The organism is Pantoea sp. SJZ147 (assembly GCF_007828605.1).
In the GTDB taxonomy this organism is placed as follows: Bacteria; Pseudomonadota; Gammaproteobacteria; order Enterobacterales; family Enterobacteriaceae; genus Pantoea; species Pantoea allii.
The window spans coordinates 540,172-556,930 of record NZ_VIVB01000001.1; the positions used below are offsets into that span (position 1 = coordinate 540,172).

The following is a 16,759-nucleotide window of genomic DNA, read 5'->3' on the forward strand; positions in this document are numbered from 1 at the left end:
TGCGCAGTAGAATGCTCAGCCATCAGGCTGGACGCTTTCCGCCTTTTCAGCGTGACGCGAGTCGATTCATTTGACTCAGCTGCGCGCCCAACCCTGGGCGCTGGCTCTGCATTTACCTTACATGCAGAGCCGCTAAGTCAGTCAATGATGAGCGCTGTCAGGGCATTCCGTTGAGACGCCATTCAGCCCCTCAGTCTCGTGAGAAAACGATTTGAAATGCTGCTGGTCGTCAATTTTCACAACATACAGTGAATCAAAATCTGCCGAGGGCCAGTCAGGGATCTGCCCGGCATCACCTCCCGTTTTTTCAACCAGCGTTCGGGCTGCCGTGACCAAATTTTTATGTTCCCAGGCGATAAATGTCAGCGGAACCTGTTTTTCTGAAAGCAGGTCAGAGACCAGTTTACCCGGTTTGTCAGCGTGAAAACGAAGTATCACAGGCTTCGAAATCTGGACCGCCAGGGGAATAATGGTGGAAAGTGGGCGCAGTGAACTTCCTGTTTTATCCTCTTTAGGTGCAGAAGCATAAAGCGCATCCGGGTTTCCATAGCGGCTAAGCAACACAGCAGGAAGCTTCAGGGCGCGGTTCAGTCCTTTGCAGGTCAGTTGCCCACTGGTGTTATCGGGTTTCTCCCCATGACGGAAGAAAACATACGTGCTGTCCGCGTCGGCACTCAATGGAATCATGATGGTCAGTCCAAACAGCAGCACAAAAATTTTCTTCATCCGTATTTCCTGTCAGCGTTAAAAACAGATCTCATAGCTTATTTTATGCTCATCTATGATGGCAACGCGTAAATGACAGATATTTAGTGAATTGCAGAATCTGGACCTTAAAAGCTTCTTTTACTGGCGATGCAACAATTTGCTCTTTGGTTTACGCTCTTTGAATTCCAGGCAAATGTAGGCCTGTTCATTTCATCAGGGCCGTCTCCCTTCCTGAAAGCGTAACGCGCCACACCCAGCTGAAACCACATGCTTAACTTCTGCAATGACTTTCACCTCTGACGCTGGAAAAGTCTGGCCATCACTAAATGTAGGTCTTGCTTTTCTTCCACTAACCCTGATGGTTACATTAGGCAGCTTTAGTGCCGGAAAGCTCAATAGCCTGTTCGGCCCTTTTAGGCTGATAGCCGGATGTTATGGGCTCTACGCTGCAGGATTCGCAGGACTCATGATACTAAATGAAAATGCATACTACTGGCAGATCGCGCTTTGCTTTCCGCTTCTCAGCCTTGCTGCCGGCATCATTACGCCAGTCGCTACAGCAGCGGTCATGAATGCTGTTGTCAAAGAACAATCGGGACTTGCTGCCGGTGTACTCAATGCCAGCCGGCAAGCTGGTTCTGCGCTGGGCGTCGCCATCTTTGGTGGTCTCCTTGGTGATATAAAAACCCTCGCAGAGAATCCAGATACAGCTATTTATATCGGTATCGCTTTCTCACTTCTTGGCGGCCTGGTATGGATCATTTGCATGGACAGACATTCTGCCTCTGTAAAAACTTAAAAAATCTGATTATTGAGATAATGTCCGCTTTATATGAGAAACGGACATTGACTTATATAACGTCCTACTCAGAACACCACTATGTATCAATAATCAATTAAATAAATTCTGCTAAATAAACCGGAACTACGGCTTCATAAAAATATTCTTTCGAGTAAGCAGCAACGTCCCGCTTGATTAAGGATAGCGTTGCATCGACCCGTTGAACTCTCAGCACGAGGCGGACTTTAGAAGGGGAACGGTTCGCTTTGAGCGAGAAGCGAAAGATAACTATTCCCTGCGTATAGCCACGATAATGTCCTTTTACAGGTCTATAGAAGCCATGGCGATTCAGTTATTAAGGGTTGTGCGTCTTTTCTATAGATATTTAACTGGCGTCTACAAAGTAGCCTTTTACAACGGATTGATTTTAATGCAGTAAGTGTTTCCCTTATACAGATACTGCATCAGTGAGACGCCACCCGCACTCTTTAACTCAAAGGTGTTGCCAAAAATTCCGGGCGCTGTTCGGCCAGCAATGTAAACCCGGTTACTTCCGGATACAGCTCACGGCTGAGGGTATCTGGCAACATCAATTCTGTAAAACTCCAGGCCACTGCGATGCTGATACCGGCCACGGACAGTATGTCAGGATGACTTTCTCGCAGCTCGTTCTCCAGCGTCTGCCATGCACCATGAAGTTGTTGAGTTACCCGATTCAACCAGGGCTGATACTGTTTTTCTTCCGGCCTGAGACGCTGTTCGTACACAATCTGCACCGCTTTTTCGCAGGCTGCCAGGGCGAAGCCGGTAAGATGCAGATCCCGGAGTTCTTCCACTCCGGACTTTGCTGTGGGTGCAGGCGAATGACCGCAATATCTCTCAAGGTAATGAATGATTAGTGTGGAGTCGATCAGCACCTGATTATCATCTGTGATAAGCGTTGGAACTTTGACAGCCGGATTAATTTTCGTTAAGACATCAAAATCGCCGAATACCGAAAGCGGCCGATGCTCGAATTGAATACCCAATACTTTCATGTAAATAGCAACCCGTCTGACATAGGGTGAATCCAGCATTCCGATCAGGATCATGGCTCTACCTCATATTATGTTGATTAACAAAATCAATTAACTGTGCGGCGACAGGCAAGGGAGCATCTTCCATTAAAAAGTGTCCGGCCTGTTCATAGATATGCAGCGAGGAAGAGACGATGTCGCGCTGCAAACGCCTTCCATACTCAACGGGTTGCCATTCATCTTCGGCGCCCCATAAAACCTGCACAGGCAGCCGGAGTTGCGGCAATTTTTCTGCAAAGTCACTGGTGTAACAGGCATTATAGTGCGCAACCTGATGCTGGTAAAATGAAGGTTGCCCTACCACACCACAAAGCGGTGCGAGATAACTTTCCAGCCGCTGCTCTGTCATCAGATGCTTATTAAAAACAGCCATCTTTAACTGGCGAGACATCGCGCGGTAATGCTCAGTGGCGGGGATCAGCGCATAATCCGCATAGTTATCCCGCATATCTTTCCATGTGGGTGAAGGCCAGGAGTCGTAGCTGGGAATATCGGCAATCGTAAGCGTCTTCAAAAGGGATGGGTTATCGAACGCCAGTCTGAGTGAAATGGCCCCGCCGATATCGTGTCCAAAAAGATGTGTTTCTTTGAGCTGCCAGTGTTCAAGCAGTTTCAGCAGAAAACCGACTTGAGCGGCAACCGAGGTATCAGCCGTCAAAGGGCGCTCTGATGCGCCAAACCCAGGCAGGTCATACAGATGAACATGAAAACCCGCATCGACAAATACCGGCACCAGTGACTGCCAGATCACTGAGTGTGCGGGCGTGCCATGAACCAGCACCAGAGGTGTTCCTGAACCATGGACCCCGGTCGCAATGCGACAACCCTGGATCAGAACGTGGTCATTCATTAATGCGTTATTAGCGGACATCAGCTTTTTCCGTTGTGTTTGTTTCAGTCAGGCTATCCGTTGACTGCATATGACACCAGTGACATTCTTTCCCGCTGTAAACCCACTTTTGTCATATAAAAATGAATAAACGACTCTCCGTTGACTCACTCAGAGTGTTCCGGACCGTGCTGCAAACGGGCAACATGAGTAAGGCCGCATTACTTCTCAACCTGAGCCAGTCCGCTGTAAGCTGGAAGCTCAGACGGCTTGAGGATCAACTTAAATGCCAGCTACTTACGCGCATCGCCGGAAAAGCCGTTGCGACAGAAAAGGGCAGCGTTCTGCTGCAACATGCGGAAAAAATACTCACTGAACACGATCTCGCCGTGGCCTATTTTTCGCCTTCGTCGCTACGTGGCAAGCTGCGAATAGGGGTTACTGAACACATCTCAATGACTGAAATATGCGAGGTGATTTCAACCTTCACTCATCACCACCCAGAGGTGGATATACAACTAGTGGTGGAGCAAAGTCATCTCCTGCGTCAGCATTTTGCTGAAGGCGGTCTGGAGATCATTTTACATCAGGATTTCACGGGCACGGCATCGACGGAAGATAAGGTATTGTGGAGTGAAAAATTAAACTGGTACGCAACGCCTGCCTGGCGGCATGAATCGGATAAGCGCCTGAAGCTTATTACCTGGGGACCGGATTGCTATTACCGAAACCTGGCTGAGGAGAAACTTCGGCAGGCAAAAATTCCATTTACTGTGATGCTGGAGTGTCCTTCAGTGGCTGGTATGCTTGCGGCGATAACCTCGGGACTGGGGATAGGAATACTCAATCAATACAGCGTTGAGAAAACAATTTGTAATGCGCATGAACTTGAGACATGGATGCCTCTGCCGTCGGTTGATTGCCTGCTACGCCTGAATAAACACCGCGTTAATCCAGCAAGCGAGGCCTTCTCCGAGATGCTGACCAGGCTGATACATAAACATTGATAGTGAATTGGCTGCAATTAATTGATGAAAATAACGTGTTGTTAGTCATGTCCGCTCCTGGCACAAAGCGGACATGATGTTCACATCCCCATTACGACGGATTGCGCTGAATGCTAAGTTCATAAACGACGCAGGGCACATCATAATGCTGTTCTGTTGCTTTGTACGTCATGCCTAATCGCTGCATCACTCGCTGAGAGGGCGCATTTTCAGGGTCGGCAACAGCCACTAAATATGTTGCGCCCATCTGCTCTGCTGCGAAATCAATAATCGCTTTAGCCGCTTCTGTTGCATAGCCTTTGCCATTGTGTTCCGGGACAAGCCGCCAGCCAATCTCTAAGGGTGCACCCTCAACGTTTGCCAGGTACTGGAGGCATGCTGCTCCAACAATGGCACCGGACGCCTTCTCTTTGATAGCCCACCACGAAAATCCATATTTCTGCCATCGGGCCTGAACACGCCTGATATTTTCCCACGTCTCTTCTGGTGTTTTAACAATACCGTTGCTGATATACCGCATCACGCTGGCATCGTTTTCCATTACCCTTAAGCCTTCGTAGTGTGAGTCATCATAGGGTTCAAGCCTTAAACGCGCAGTTTCTAAATTCATCTGACACTCCTTTTACCTGAAGGCATTGCTTTCGCTGAACTTCTCCACATAAACCACCATAGCACGATGTAAGCTGCCTCCGCTTCTGGCACCAGGTGAACATCTGAGAATCTGTATCCGCGATGAACCCGTTGCGGTGCTGATATTACAGCAGATTACGGCCCTTTTAGCGCGGAGGGTCGGCTGTCAGGTCGGCACCGGCGTCGGGCTCTGAAAAAAGAATGCCTGGTAGCACTTGTGTCAAAAAATCATAAGGACAAGTGCTCCCCTCTATGCGAATACGTATCATAATCCCTTCGTAACTGTGAATAACCAGCTTTGCCGCGCTTTCCGGCGTCATCCCTGGCGAAAGCGTCTGGGCATCATTAAACACGGTAATCAGATCGCGCTCCCAACAGGCAAAAATTGTCCGCAGCTTTTGCCGAATCTTTTCACTGTGTACGGCCCCCGTCTGTCCAATAATCCCTGCCAGACAGCCCGCGACCTCAGGTTCACGCTCAATATACACGCTGTGCCCGTTTAGCCAGTTGATGAGACGCAGGCGGGGATGCAGGGAGCGGTTCAGTAACGTCTCTGCCCGGAGTGCGTCAAACGTCTCGATATAAGCGTCAAGTGCGGCGCAGGCAAACTCTTCCTTACTCGGAAAGAGATTATAAAACGATCCTTTAGGCATACCTGCCTCACTCAGAATCGTTGTTATCCCTCCCCCTTCGTAACCTTCTCTCATGAAAACCCGTATACCGGCACTCAAAAGACGTTTGCGCGTATCATTCTTTGCCATAATAATTAGACCGTTCTACTTATTTTTTCAGACTATAAGGGATAAGGATAAACAATGCCACCGGTAAAGACCGCCAGCAGACACGCGTTGGGACTGATTATGGTGTTTCTTTCGGCCATCATGTGGAGTTCCGCAGGCTTCTTCGTGAGGATGCTCGATATGAACACGTGGGCGATGGTTGCATGGCGCTCGCTGTTTGCTTTTCTGTCGCTGGTTCTTCTGCTCATGGGGAGCGGCTATCTGCGCCGCTTTTCATTCCGTCATGATGTGGGCTTAAAAGGCCTGATAACCGCCACTGTTATGGCGATTTCCATGTTTTGCTACGTCGCAGCGCTGAAACTCACCAGCGTCGCAGGCGTGATGACCGTTTATGCAACAATTCCCTTTTTTGCGATGGGGCTGGGCTGGCTGATACAGAAGAAGGAAATTACAAAACGTGCGCTTATTTCCGCAGCAGTGAGCCTCACAGGGGTGATTGTTATGGCGGCCTCTGCCTCAGGGAAAGGCGATATGGCGGGTAACACACTGGCTCTGGTGATGACCGCCGGGTTTGCCGCCAGCATAGTGATGTCAGGAAAGTGGCCAGAAATGAACCTGCCGGCTGTTACGGCTCTCGCATGTGCCCTCTGTGGTGTCTTCTGTTTTGCGATGATGCCACAAGACCTTCCCTTTCCCGGTTTGCATGACATCTTATGGTTGTTCGCTTTTGCGCTGGCGACGCAAAGTATGAGCTATCTGCTGTTCATGGCAGGAAGCCGATATGTTAACCCCGCTGAGGCCAGCCTGATTGCACAAACAGATATCCTCCTGGGGCCTTTATGGGTCTGGATATTCTTCAGTGAATTACCGACCAGCAATACACTCCTGGGTGGGGGAATCACCTTTGTTGCGGTAACGGGTTATCTGGCAGCGGAGTATTACCTGAAAAGAAAATCAGCCCGGAATAACTGAGGGCTTGCACCGCTCAAAAGCAAACCCGATGCTGAACACATCACAGCATTGACAACCTCCGCGACTGGCCCAGAACGCGCTGCGTGCAGGCTGAACAATGATGCCTGCTATAAGCCAACAGCGGATATCTGCTGTTTTCCGGCGGCACACAGAGGATGGGCGTTCAGTGATTATGAATGCCTGCCTTATGCATCCCTTTTCCTCCCTGCAACGCTTTCACCTGGACGTCAGCTCGTATTCAGTTGCCGACACAGGCTGCCACCATGAAACAGATGAAACTGTCGGCGTAAGCAGATGAGTTTTGATGGAAACCTCCCCGCCTTGCGCAAAGGCATAGTGGTCGAGGTAAAACGTGTCGACAGCGACGTCATGGGCCATGCGGTACAACCGCACAAATTACACATTTACAAATTTAAATGTATAAATATAATGCCGCCTTTATTTCTTCTCACAGGATAGTTGTTATGACGTCTCTTTTCGCGCCCCTGACGCTGGGTGATCTCACATTACGTAACCGCATTGCGCTCCCTCCCCTGACCCGTTGCCGCAGCGAGCAGCCGGGCAACGTCCCCGGTACGATGATGGTGGACTACTATCGCCAGCGTGCCAGTGCCGGTTTTATGGTGACCGAAGGGACACAAATTGAGCCTCGCGGACAGGGTTATGCCTGGACGCCGGGCATCCACAGCGAAGCACAAATCGCGGGATGGCGAAACGTCACCGATGCCGTTCATGCCGAGGGCGGAACCCTCTTTTGCCAGCTCTGGCACGTGGGACGTGTCTCGCACAATGAACTGCAGCCCGGGAAACAGCCGCCTGTTGCCCCTTCAGCTGTTGCCGCCAGCGGCGTACGGGTATTTATCGAAACCGGGCCTGGTGCCGGAGTCCTCACGGACCCCAGCCTGCCGCGCGCGTTGACGACCTCTGAAGTGAAAGAGATTGTGGCGATGTACCGTACGGCGGCGGAGAATGCCAAAAAAGCCGGTTTCGACGGTGTCGAACTGCATGCGGCCAACGGTTATCTGATCAATCAGTTTATTTCTGAACACACCAACTTCCGCACCGATGAATATGGTGGTTCGCTGGACAACCGCCTGCGCTTCCTGCGCGAAATCATCGAGGCGGTGAGTTCAGTGTTTGGCAGTCACCGAGTCGGGGTACGTTTCGCGCCGCTGTTCTCAAGCACAGAGGAAGAGCGCGTTTATCTGGGGCTGGTTGAAAGCGATCCCCATGCCACTTACCTTCGTGCTGCCGAGATGCTGAACGCGCTCGAAACAGGCTATCTGTCTATCGCCGAAGCGGACTGGGACAACAGCCCGGAACTGCCCGAACGTTTTCGTATTGCGCTGCGCGAAACCTTCCGTTCACCCATTATGTATTCCGGTCGTTACACCAAGGAAAAAGCCGAACGCATGCTGGAAAAGGGATGGGGCGACCTGTTTGGTTTCGGACGTACATTTATCGCTAACCCGGATTTACCGACACGTTTTAAAATGGGCTATCCGCTGAACGAGGTGGATGCTGGCTCGCTGTATGGCGGAAGCGAGAAAGGCTATACTGACTATCCTTTTTATCCTGCTTGAGGTTCGAAGACGGCATGACACCCGAAAATGCCATTAAATTACTGGCCAATCCAACGCGGGTTGCGGTGCTCAAATGGCTTAAAAACCCTGACGAAGCCTTTGCTGACTATGCTCAGCTCTATCCCTTCGATCAGTACGGTGTCTGTGCCAGTCTCATTCAGGACAAGGCGGGCCTCTCACAGCCCGCGACATCCTTGTGTCTGAAAGCGCTGCATGATGCTGGTCTGCTTGAGGCCAGTAAGGTGGGAAAATGGACCTACTATCGCCGGCGCGAACAGGCGGTGTACGAGATGAATGAGGCAATCATCAAGTCTCTCCAGCAGCTATAGGCCGTTACTCCGAGAGGATGGCCTCTTTTAAAGCCGGGCATCAGCCATCACAATCACCAGCAAAGGCTACTGTCTGCTTCTGGCACCAGACAGACAGTAGCCTGATCACTGTCCAGCATGCGCAACATGCGAGCCATGCTCATTTTACCAGGTCGATCTGACGTGTAGTCCTTGCGACCTCGCCTGAGGTCGGTTTTCAGGCCGCGAAAGTCAGTAAACTCACCCAATCTACGGCTTTTTCAGCCCTGTTAAACAGGGTGAGTCCAGACTTTTTATAGTAGAGATTTCAGCACTCTACCCACACCGAACCGGCGTCGGCTGAACGTACACAGTTTTCCACCCATCTGACGCCCGCCAGGCCCGCATGCACATCGGGATACCAGAAATTGTTCAGGAAGGCATCGTCACCGCGATCGGTGGCATCCATCGCCAGCGCAAAACGTCTGTAGAGATTCGACCAGGCTTCGAAAAGTCCTTCCGGATGTCCCCCGCCTATGCGGTCATCTTCACGGGCAACTGGATGAAGATAGTCCATGCCTCTCTCCAGAATGCGTACCGGCTCACCCTGAACTTCGAAGCGGAGCTGGTTCGGCTGCTCATCCCACCACTCAATACTGGCTCTGGAACCGACGATTCGGACTTTCTGTCCATGCATTGAGCCGCAGTTAACGGCCGAGGCCCACAGACTTCCTACCGCACCATTCTCGTATTCCATCAGAACAAACGCGTTGTCTTCAAGAGGAGCACGGCTTTTCACAAAACTCTGGCGTGAGCAAAGCAGCCGCCTGATTTTCATGGCAGGTGCCATGGTTTCAGCGATACATAATGGATGGGTCGCCAGGTCACCCAAAACGTAACTGGGCCCGACAAAGCGTGGGTTCACGCGCCAACTGGTACTGGCGTTATTCTGTTCAACCGATTCGTTGTGAAAACCGTGTGCAAACTGCATGTTGATGATGCGGATGTCACCCAGTAATCCCTCCGCAATCATTTCCCTGGCCTGATGGATAAGCTGATGACCGGTATAACCATAAGTCACGCCGACGATCTTCTTTTTCTCCCGGCTCAGTGTCGACAGATGCTCCGCCTCTTCGACCGTAAAACACAGCGGCTTCTCACAGATCACATGCAGACCGGCCTCAAGGGCTGCGCAGCAGACGGCAAAGTGGGTGTTGTTCGGTGTGGCGATCGAGACGGCCTGAATACCATCATCGCGTTTTGCTTCTGATGCAAACAGGGTTTGATAGTCGGCATAGCACCGGTCCGGGCTAAGGCCCAGTGCTTCACCAAACGCGCGTCCCCGTGCAGCATCAATATCAAAGGCCCCGGCAACCAAAGTGAAGGTGTTATCGCGTAGCGCCGATGAGCGGTGGATGTAACCGATTTGGCTGGTTCCGCCACCGCCTACCATGCCCCACCGCAGTGATTTTTCGAGCGGTTTAATACCGTTAATCATGATTTTCTCCTCAGAAACCGACTGAATGCAGATACTGCAGACTTGCCGTGACGTCACGCAGGCTGGTATCCGCATCACGCGGGTCCCTTTCCTGTTCAATGGTTATCCAGCCCTGATAATGCCGCTGGCGCAGAAAGGCGTGGACTTGTGGATAGTCGATGGCACCGCGGCCAAGTGGGCACATAACGCCCTGCGCACAGGCGGTGAAAAAATCCAGGCCTTCGTTGATGGCACGACGCCAGACAACCTCGTTGACGTCCTTGAAGTGAAGATAATCAATGCGGTCCCAGTAACGATCCAGCGCAGCAACCGGGTCCATGCCCGCGTAATACAGATGGCCGGTATCCAGGCACAACCCGGCTACTGTATGGGGAATATCCTGAACCAGCTTTTCCAGCTCATCGGCAAACTCAATGCAACCACCCGCATGGGGATGAATGACCGGCCTGACACCATATTCTTTCCAGGCAATCTCACTCAGAACGGTGATGTGTCTGACCATTCTCTGCCAGTCACTATCCTTAAGCCGTGGGGCTTTTTCTGACTGGCCGGCGGTGGCGGCACGTTCAGGATCACCGAAGTCAATAATCACAAGATAAGGTGCAGGTTTATCCTGAGCGACAGGCTCGCCTTTTTGGTAAAGGGCACTCAGGTTGTGACAGATTTTGTGAGTCAGCGCGATCATTGCCGGGAAGTTCTCTTCACTCACCAAATCGTCGAAAAGGGTGCCCGCCACGACGGTCAGCTGAAACCCGTCAAGCGCCGATTTCAGCGCATCTGGCTGGACTGGCAAATATCCCCACGGCCCCAGTTCCAGGCTTTTGTAACCCGCAAGCCGGGCCTCTTTGAGGACATTCTGCCAGGGGGGAAGAAAGGGATTCTTCGGATCGTCCACGCCCCAGCTACAGGGCGCAGTTGCGATGGACATGGTCATGATTTTTCTCCTGATGCGGCAACACTGATGAACACAGACAGGCCAGACGCAAGCGCCTGACTCACTGCGCGCAGTATTGCGCCGGTTTTTTATTACCGGCAATCATTCGGAGTGAGTTATTTGATAGCGATCATGATTTTTTTATATCATTATTTTGATAGTTTTAAATCAAATCCAGACAGCACAAGCCTTTGCCTGATGGCCAGGGGATTTAGATATTTTCCGGGGTGATGAGATCGAAAGGCAGTGTCACGTAGACAGGATTGCGATCGGTTTCCTGATGCCTGCTGATAAAAAGTGAGACGATCGTTTCAGCCACTGCATCGATACGGTGACGTAGCATGATTTCGACATGGGCTTCGATGAGCGCCATCTCATCACCGATAAACGGGCCATGACAGAGTATTTTTATATCCTGCCGCTTACTCTCGACGATGGCCTTAATTACGCCCTCAATGCCACCGCATGGCGCATAGATCATCGTAATCATGGGATTATTTTTTAGCAGCTGAGAGGCAGCTGAATAGCCCCCATTGATACTTTCGAGCGTCTGTAAAGGCTCCAGAACCACGACATCTTTTCTGTTTTCACGCAGATACGAACGGAAGCTTATTTCACAGCTTTCCTGACAGTTAAAACGGTGGTCACCAAGCAGAACGCCAATCACACTGTCTTTTTCAGCCATGCGTTCGGTAAACCATCCCGCCGTGCGCCCTGCTTTAAGGTTATCCAGCCCTATATAGCCAGCCTGGCCGCAGGGAGACAGATCGGAAAACAACGTGAAAATTTGCACACCTGAAGCGGAAAGCTGCTTAATGGTATGCCGTATAAGAGGATGATCGAGCGCAACAACGCCAATAATATCAACGCGTTTTGCCAGTGACTCAAGAGAGGATACTACTTTCTCAATATCATGAATATCCGCCCACAGAAACGCCGGTTCCGTCGTCAGTTTTCCCTGTGCACAGCGACTGATTTCGTCTGAAAGCACCTGATAAAAAGAATAATCATTGGGAAGGAGGATGAAGCCGATGCGCACAGCACTTTTGACCGCCGTGGCTTCATGGGTCATCACCTTGCGGAGGTCTTCCCGGTAGCCGAGCGCATCAGCAGCACGCAGAACCCGATCCCGGGTTTCCTGCCTGACCGAGGCTCTGTTGTTTAACACACGATCAACCGTAGCGACGCCGACACCCGCCGCTCTGGCCACAGCTGACATAGATATTTTTTTCATTGCGCCGCCTAAAATGATAGATTTCTATCATTTTAAACACAGAAACCGTGCAGCGGCAAAATACTTGATCGCATTCTGCTGTCTCATCAGGTTTTTTATGAGATTGCTCTCTCAAAAACCTGCGCCCGAAACCCTGAGCTTTTCATCTTCATCTCCATCACGTCGCCTCTGATCAATTCATAAAAGGCTGCCGGGCCTTGTTCAGCACGATGCGCCAGAGACCTGCAATCTGTACCTTGCTGTCAGTTCACTTCTGGCACAAAGCGGAGATGTGCATCAGGTCAATGCTTGCCGTTGTTCTGTCGCAGATAACGGGGTTGCTGACGCCGCGGCGTGTATCCAGCAGGGCGCACCCTCCGTGCTGAACAAGCCCTCACACGGAGATAACCCGGTTAGCGCAAACGCTTTCAGGATGGGCTAGCGCAACACGTTGCTTTCAAGTGCGGTCAGGATGGTGGCTTCCATTTTTTCCGGGATAGCGATCGGTGCAAAACGCTTGAGCGGTTTGCCATCGCGTCCAATCAGAAACTTAGTGAAGTTCCATTTGATCCGCCCGCCCAGCACGCCGGGCAATTCAGCTTTCAGGTAACGAAACACCGGATGCGTTGCGGCCCCGTTGACCTCCACTTTCTCAAACATCGGGAAGCTCACACCATAATTGATGTGACAAGTCTGGGCGATGTCATCGGCACCGCCGGGTTCCTGCTTACCAAACTGGTTGCAGGGAAAACCCAGTATCATCAGTCCCTGGTCGGCGTACTTCCGGTAGAGCGCTTCCAGGCCGGCGTATTGTGGCGTGAAGCCACAGTGGCTGGCGGTATTAACCACCAGCACCAGCTTGCCTGCGTAATCACCCATAGAAATGCGTTCGCCACGCAGGCTGATGGCATGAAGTTGATAAAAAGGGGTCATCGCGTCATCCTCAAAGTAAAACCCGGTCTGTGGCGGCATTGCCAGGCATCGCACAGGGCCAGATAGTGTGGCGCAGGGCCAGCAGGCTTACATCCCGTTCAGCGCTCACGACTTTGCCGCAGAACGTCGTTCCATGATGTTTTTCGCATAAAGTTCTATACCGATGTGATGTTCATGACTGACTTGCGCAATGAATGTCTGCAGGCATTCTGGCGTTGAGTGAAGCGTGTTCGCAACAAGGTCATCGAAATCGTGCGGGGTAAAGCGGTCATAGCCCTTTAACGTTGAACGCTGAAGCAGCGTATGTGCCGTAATTTCGAGAACGGCGCGTCGGTAATCATCGGACAGCAGGACATCAAGATCGTCCTGGCTAATCTCAAAGGCAAATTCATAGGTGATAAAACCGGAATCGACAGGGAGGGAGTAGATCAACGTATCCCCTTTCTGTTCGACATAGGGTTCATATCCGTCACCCATGAGGTGGACTGACTGCATATCACGCTCCTTCTTTTTCCAGCCATTCAAGAGTACAAATTCACCAAACGCGCTGGTTGCCGCTGCGGGCGAATGTCCGCCATTCGCCCAAAGCCACTGACATCACGCGCCTGTTCAATGAGGCGATGATGCAGACATGGCCCGCTTAGCCGCCATGACCAGACAGATCAGCCCTGACAGAAACGGAGCCGGTTGCCAAAGGGATCATGCACTTCCATCACGCGCCCCCAGTCCTGCTCAACAATGTCCGGCCGACCGTAGCCGTACTTTTTCTCATGCAGCTCATCCCGGAATACCTGAATATTCTGCACAGGAATAAATACCGTTGCGCCAGGGCTGGCATCGCCATGATGCTCAGAGAGGTGCAACTGTAAGCCGTTTCTGACTATCCCCATATACAAGGGCAAACCGGGTTCGAAACGGTGTTCGAATTCGGCACTGAAAGACAGAAAATCCAGATAGAATTCTCGCGCCTTGCGCTCATCAAAAATTCTTAATATCGGGATGGTTTTACTGAAAGAAACGGCCGAAGGCGGGATTTGCGCGGGCAATGTGGCGGATGCCGTATTCCAGTCTCTGAAACCCAACTGATGTGCCACTGTTTCCAGGGCGGCTGAGTGAGAAAGCGTGAGGTCACGCTGCGCCAGAGAAGATTTGAGTTTTGTCGCCATTTGTTTGGCTTGTTCGATAGATAACATGGGTTCTCCTGTCGTCAAGGCTCGATGGCGCTCGCATTACCCTGCCCCGACTCTCAAGAGTTGTTAGCTATTTGATATCAGGAAACACCATGCTTTCACCTTATCCTTGCGGACGCGAGCGGCAGGCAGCATTGGCCCTGGGTGACAGTATAGCGCAACGGTGTAAGACGCAAGTTCGGGTCCTTCTGTAAAGTGTGCAGCATCTGGCGTGCCATTAACGGTTTGCCTTAGCCGCGCGAGGGTTGCCATCAATAAGAAACCGGCGCACTGCCCGCGTTTGCAGACAGCCGCGCTGCGGCAACGAGCAGCTGAAGCGATCACATGGCCAGGCCAGGCCAGGCAAACGATAAAGACTGGCTGGCGCAGCGCGTTTATAACCGCTGCGCCAGCGCTGCCTTAACGAGAGGTGGACAGGGTTTGCAGGACTTTCAGCTCGGCCACCGCTTCCTGCATGGCATCCATGCCCGCAGTTAAGGTGCGCAGACTATCCAGCTGCTTTGCCATACCTGCCCGTTCATGCCGGGTGCGATCACTCATCACCGCAATAGCATCGGCAGCGTGAATGCTGCGGTCAGCCATATCCGTGGCGGTTTGTACGGTGCTTGTCGCAACGTCGCGAATGCGTGAAATCGTACTCACCGCATCGTTGATATTGCTTGCCGTGGCTTCCGCCTGCTCTTTGGAGGACTGCGCCAGACGACGCACTTCTCCGGCAACCACGGCAAATCCCCTGCCCGCTTCGCCCGCCCGTGCGGCTTCCACCGCCGCATTGAGCGCCAGAATATTGGTCTGGAAAGCGATATTGCTGATGCCATGCGTAATAACGTTGATGCCATTGGAGATCGCTTCCAGATCGTCCAGCCCCTCGCCCAGGCGACTCTGCGCCTGCTGGCTCTCTTTGGCGATATCGCTGATGGCGCGGATGCTGCTTTCGGCCATCGTCAGTGCTTCGCCCTGGCTCTGGGTTGCCGCCTCAAGCACCGGCAGCGCCTGCACGATAGGCGCTAACTCCTGCTGATAGTTCACCACGCGGGCCAGCACGCCCGACTGCACTCGGTTGAGCGCCTCCCAGCGACGCAACGCGCGCTGAGCGTAATGCGCGGCATAGCTTGCATATTCCACTGGAAATTGCGCCATGGCATTGACGCTGTGATTAAAGAACACCAGCGCAGAGAGCGTCTGGTTGATCGGCACGCCAAGAATCTCACCAAAGCTGGAGAAGCCTGCGGCAGGAATCCCTTTAAAGAAATGCGCATCGTGCAGCTTATCGGCATTGCCTGCGCGACGCAGTATGCAGTCGTTCATCAGAACAGCCGCCGGTTTGCCGTGACGCTGGGTAAACGCCTGCCAGTCACGCTGCGTGGCCTGTTTAAAATCGGTCTCGCGCATTAAATAAAGCCGATCGCCAAACTCCAGATCGCAGAAAAACTGCACACTCTGGCTGTCCATCTTCGCCACTGAGCGAATAAAAAACACCTCGCCCACCTTAACGGCAAATGTCAGCCCTTTCAGCTTCTCGGTTAGCTGCTGTTCGTTGCAGCCAAGATGTTCGGCCAGTGCCTGGGTGAAAGGCTGCTGCTGCCCCTGCGGGTTGAACACCGAGGTCAGCGTACGCTTAACGGGATCGGCTTCCGCAATGAGCCAGCTTTTATTCAGCGGCTCAAAGTTCTGACTCTTGAAGGGCGAAAAAGATTTACCCGCTGCCATCTGGCAGAAAACGATAACGGCTTTGCCCTGCAGCACCCGACCACCCACGCCAATCCATGTGCCGTCAAAGGTTGCGCGTCCGCCTGCGGAGCCACCAATCGCCAGGCACGGAAAACGGCCGGTGTTATACCAGGCCTGCATCAAAAATCCTTCCGATGCTGACAGGCCGTCACAGTAAATCATGGCAAAGGTGCGGTCAGCAGAGAGCGGCATACGCAACTTCAGCGCGGCCAGTTCATGTTGAATGGCGCTGATGCGATCGCTTGCCGTGTGGGTGTCATGAAGATGCAGATCGACGATGTGCGTTTCATGCTCCGCAATCAGATTGCGCGGTAGCCAAAGCCAACTGCCTTCCTGCCCTTCACCTTTGCAGTAAGTGGTCTGCTTACCGCTGGCGCTGAGTGCGCCATTCGAGGAGAGCGTAATGACGGTCAAATCCGCCGATGTAAAACGTTGCCATACCTGACTGACCTTCTGAAAATCTGCCTCTGGCGGCACAAACGTCAGCAAAATACCCGCAGCACGATTGCTGAGGCCTGCTGCAGAGAGCGATGTTGGTAAGCTTTCACAGTTGAAAATCCCGTCGGCGGGCTGAGCGGCCCCTGCAAAACGGGAACCGGTTAAGCTTCTGGTCATTGTCTTGATGACAGACATAGTGTTATTTCCGT

General features: G+C 52.1%; 17 protein-coding genes. 5 read left to right on the plus strand and 12 right to left on the minus strand.

The features are described from left to right. Positions 1 to 141: 141 nt before the first annotated feature. On the minus strand, positions 142 to 726 hold the full coding sequence (locus FBY13_RS02575; protein ID WP_063879271.1) for a histidine phosphatase family protein: 585 nt from the start codon (positions 724 to 726) through the stop codon (positions 142 to 144). 265 nt (positions 727 to 991) lie between these two features. On the opposite strand from FBY13_RS02575, the gene FBY13_RS02580 reads away from it, so the two are divergent. Continuing rightward, positions 992 to 1,507, plus strand: coding sequence for an MFS transporter (locus FBY13_RS02580; protein ID WP_063879270.1), 516 nt, complete (start codon positions 992 to 994; stop codon positions 1,505 to 1,507). A gap of 470 nt (positions 1,508 to 1,977) precedes the next feature. Here the strand turns inward: FBY13_RS02580 and FBY13_RS02585 are convergent, their stop codons facing one another. Continuing rightward, positions 1,978 to 2,580: a glutathione S-transferase gene (locus FBY13_RS02585; protein ID WP_063879269.1), complete on the minus strand. Its 603-nt coding sequence runs from the start codon at positions 2,578 to 2,580 to the stop codon at positions 1,978 to 1,980. 4 nt (positions 2,581 to 2,584) lie between these two features. After that, the gene (locus FBY13_RS02590; protein ID WP_172823894.1) at positions 2,585 to 3,436 is read right to left on the minus strand and encodes an alpha/beta fold hydrolase; all 852 of its coding nucleotides are present in this window, start codon (positions 3,434 to 3,436) and stop codon (positions 2,585 to 2,587) included. A 101-nt stretch (positions 3,437 to 3,537) separates the two neighbouring features. Between FBY13_RS02590 and FBY13_RS02595 the strand changes: the two genes are divergently transcribed. Beyond that, positions 3,538 to 4,401: a LysR family transcriptional regulator gene (locus FBY13_RS02595; RefSeq protein WP_145393391.1), complete on the plus strand. Its 864-nt coding sequence runs from the start codon at positions 3,538 to 3,540 to the stop codon at positions 4,399 to 4,401. 91 nt (positions 4,402 to 4,492) lie between these two features. On the opposite strand, the gene FBY13_RS02600 is transcribed toward FBY13_RS02595, so the two are convergent. Together FBY13_RS02600 and FBY13_RS02605 are read right to left on the minus strand one after the other, a co-directional pair. After that, the gene (locus FBY13_RS02600) at positions 4,493 to 5,011 is read right to left on the minus strand and encodes a GNAT family N-acetyltransferase (RefSeq protein ID WP_145393392.1); all 519 of its coding nucleotides are present in this window, start codon (positions 5,009 to 5,011) and stop codon (positions 4,493 to 4,495) included. Positions 5,012 to 5,177: 166 nt separating this feature from the next. Next, the gene (locus FBY13_RS02605) at positions 5,178 to 5,792 is read right to left on the minus strand and encodes a TetR/AcrR family transcriptional regulator (protein ID WP_145393393.1); all 615 of its coding nucleotides are present in this window, start codon (positions 5,790 to 5,792) and stop codon (positions 5,178 to 5,180) included. Between the two features lie 54 nt (positions 5,793 to 5,846). On the opposite strand from FBY13_RS02605, the gene FBY13_RS02610 reads away from it, so the two are divergent. The 3 genes from FBY13_RS02610 (at position 5,847) to FBY13_RS02620 (ending at position 8,655) form a co-directional block, all read left to right on the plus strand. Continuing rightward, a complete protein-coding gene (locus FBY13_RS02610) occupies positions 5,847 to 6,743 on the plus strand; it encodes a DMT family transporter (protein ID WP_145393394.1) in 897 nt (298 codons plus the stop codon). Positions 6,744 to 7,207: 464 nt separating this feature from the next. Continuing rightward, the gene (locus FBY13_RS02615) at positions 7,208 to 8,326 is read left to right on the plus strand and encodes an alkene reductase (protein ID WP_096012449.1); all 1,119 of its coding nucleotides are present in this window, start codon (positions 7,208 to 7,210) and stop codon (positions 8,324 to 8,326) included. 14 nt (positions 8,327 to 8,340) lie between these two features. Then, complete coding sequence (locus tag FBY13_RS02620) at positions 8,341 to 8,655, plus strand: helix-turn-helix transcriptional regulator (protein ID WP_063879259.1); 315 nt, start codon at positions 8,341 to 8,343, stop codon at positions 8,653 to 8,655. Positions 8,656 to 8,941: 286 nt separating this feature from the next. Here FBY13_RS02620 and FBY13_RS02625 read toward each other — a convergent pair whose 3' ends face one another. The 7 genes from FBY13_RS02625 to FBY13_RS02655 form a co-directional block, all read right to left on the minus strand. Next, complete coding sequence (locus tag FBY13_RS02625; protein WP_096012448.1) at positions 8,942 to 10,111, minus strand: Gfo/Idh/MocA family protein; 1,170 nt, start codon at positions 10,109 to 10,111, stop codon at positions 8,942 to 8,944. A 10-nt stretch (positions 10,112 to 10,121) separates the two neighbouring features. Further along, on the minus strand, positions 10,122 to 11,045 hold the full coding sequence (locus FBY13_RS02630; RefSeq protein WP_145393395.1) for a TIM barrel protein: 924 nt from the start codon (positions 11,043 to 11,045) through the stop codon (positions 10,122 to 10,124). A gap of 211 nt (positions 11,046 to 11,256) precedes the next feature. Continuing rightward, complete coding sequence (locus FBY13_RS02635; protein WP_145393396.1) at positions 11,257 to 12,279, minus strand: LacI family DNA-binding transcriptional regulator; 1,023 nt, start codon at positions 12,277 to 12,279, stop codon at positions 11,257 to 11,259. A gap of 417 nt (positions 12,280 to 12,696) precedes the next feature. Further along, positions 12,697 to 13,191 (minus strand): glutathione peroxidase, encoded by a 495-nt coding sequence (locus FBY13_RS02640; RefSeq protein WP_145393397.1) that lies wholly within the window; start codon positions 13,189 to 13,191, stop codon positions 12,697 to 12,699. Positions 13,192 to 13,296: 105 nt separating this feature from the next. Continuing rightward, positions 13,297 to 13,686, minus strand: coding sequence for a hypothetical protein (locus FBY13_RS02645; RefSeq protein ID WP_063879254.1), 390 nt, complete (start codon positions 13,684 to 13,686; stop codon positions 13,297 to 13,299). A 167-nt stretch (positions 13,687 to 13,853) separates the two neighbouring features. Then, positions 13,854 to 14,384, minus strand: coding sequence for a glyoxalase superfamily protein (locus FBY13_RS02650; protein ID WP_096012444.1), 531 nt, complete (start codon positions 14,382 to 14,384; stop codon positions 13,854 to 13,856). Between the two features lie 396 nt (positions 14,385 to 14,780). Next, complete coding sequence (locus FBY13_RS02655; protein ID WP_145393398.1) at positions 14,781 to 16,745, minus strand: methyl-accepting chemotaxis protein; 1,965 nt, start codon at positions 16,743 to 16,745, stop codon at positions 14,781 to 14,783. Between the last annotated feature and the right edge of the window lie 14 nt (positions 16,746 to 16,759).

Bases quoted from the DNA above. Each gene is read 5' to 3' on its own strand.
- FBY13_RS02575 (WP_063879271.1), bottom strand. From the start codon at position 726: ATGAAGAAAATTTTTGTGCTGCTGTTTGGACTGACCATCATGATTCCA.
- FBY13_RS02580 (WP_063879270.1), top strand. From the start codon at position 992: ATGACTTTCACCTCTGACGCTGGAAAAGTCTGGCCATCACTAAATGTA.
- FBY13_RS02585 (WP_063879269.1), bottom strand. From the start codon at position 2,580: ATGATCCTGATCGGAATGCTGGATTCACCCTATGTCAGACGGGTTGCT.
- FBY13_RS02590 (WP_172823894.1), bottom strand. From the start codon at position 3,436: ATGTCCGCTAATAACGCATTAATGAATGACCACGTTCTGATCCAGGGT.
- FBY13_RS02595 (WP_145393391.1), top strand. From the start codon at position 3,538: ATGAATAAACGACTCTCCGTTGACTCACTCAGAGTGTTCCGGACCGTG.
- FBY13_RS02600 (WP_145393392.1), bottom strand. From the start codon at position 5,011: ATGAATTTAGAAACTGCGCGTTTAAGGCTTGAACCCTATGATGACTCA.
- FBY13_RS02605 (WP_145393393.1), bottom strand. From the start codon at position 5,792: ATGGCAAAGAATGATACGCGCAAACGTCTTTTGAGTGCCGGTATACGG.
- FBY13_RS02610 (WP_145393394.1), top strand. From the start codon at position 5,847: ATGCCACCGGTAAAGACCGCCAGCAGACACGCGTTGGGACTGATTATG.
- FBY13_RS02615 (WP_096012449.1), top strand. From the start codon at position 7,208: ATGACGTCTCTTTTCGCGCCCCTGACGCTGGGTGATCTCACATTACGT.
- FBY13_RS02620 (WP_063879259.1), top strand. From the start codon at position 8,341: ATGACACCCGAAAATGCCATTAAATTACTGGCCAATCCAACGCGGGTT.
- FBY13_RS02625 (WP_096012448.1), bottom strand. From the start codon at position 10,111: ATGATTAACGGTATTAAACCGCTCGAAAAATCACTGCGGTGGGGCATG.
- FBY13_RS02630 (WP_145393395.1), bottom strand. From the start codon at position 11,045: ATGACCATGTCCATCGCAACTGCGCCCTGTAGCTGGGGCGTGGACGAT.
- FBY13_RS02635 (WP_145393396.1), bottom strand. From the start codon at position 12,279: ATGAAAAAAATATCTATGTCAGCTGTGGCCAGAGCGGCGGGTGTCGGC.
- FBY13_RS02640 (WP_145393397.1), bottom strand. From the start codon at position 13,191: ATGACCCCTTTTTATCAACTTCATGCCATCAGCCTGCGTGGCGAACGC.
- FBY13_RS02645 (WP_063879254.1), bottom strand. From the start codon at position 13,686: ATGCAGTCAGTCCACCTCATGGGTGACGGATATGAACCCTATGTCGAA.
- FBY13_RS02650 (WP_096012444.1), bottom strand. From the start codon at position 14,384: ATGTTATCTATCGAACAAGCCAAACAAATGGCGACAAAACTCAAATCT.
- FBY13_RS02655 (WP_145393398.1), bottom strand. From the start codon at position 16,745: ATGTCTGTCATCAAGACAATGACCAGAAGCTTAACCGGTTCCCGTTTT.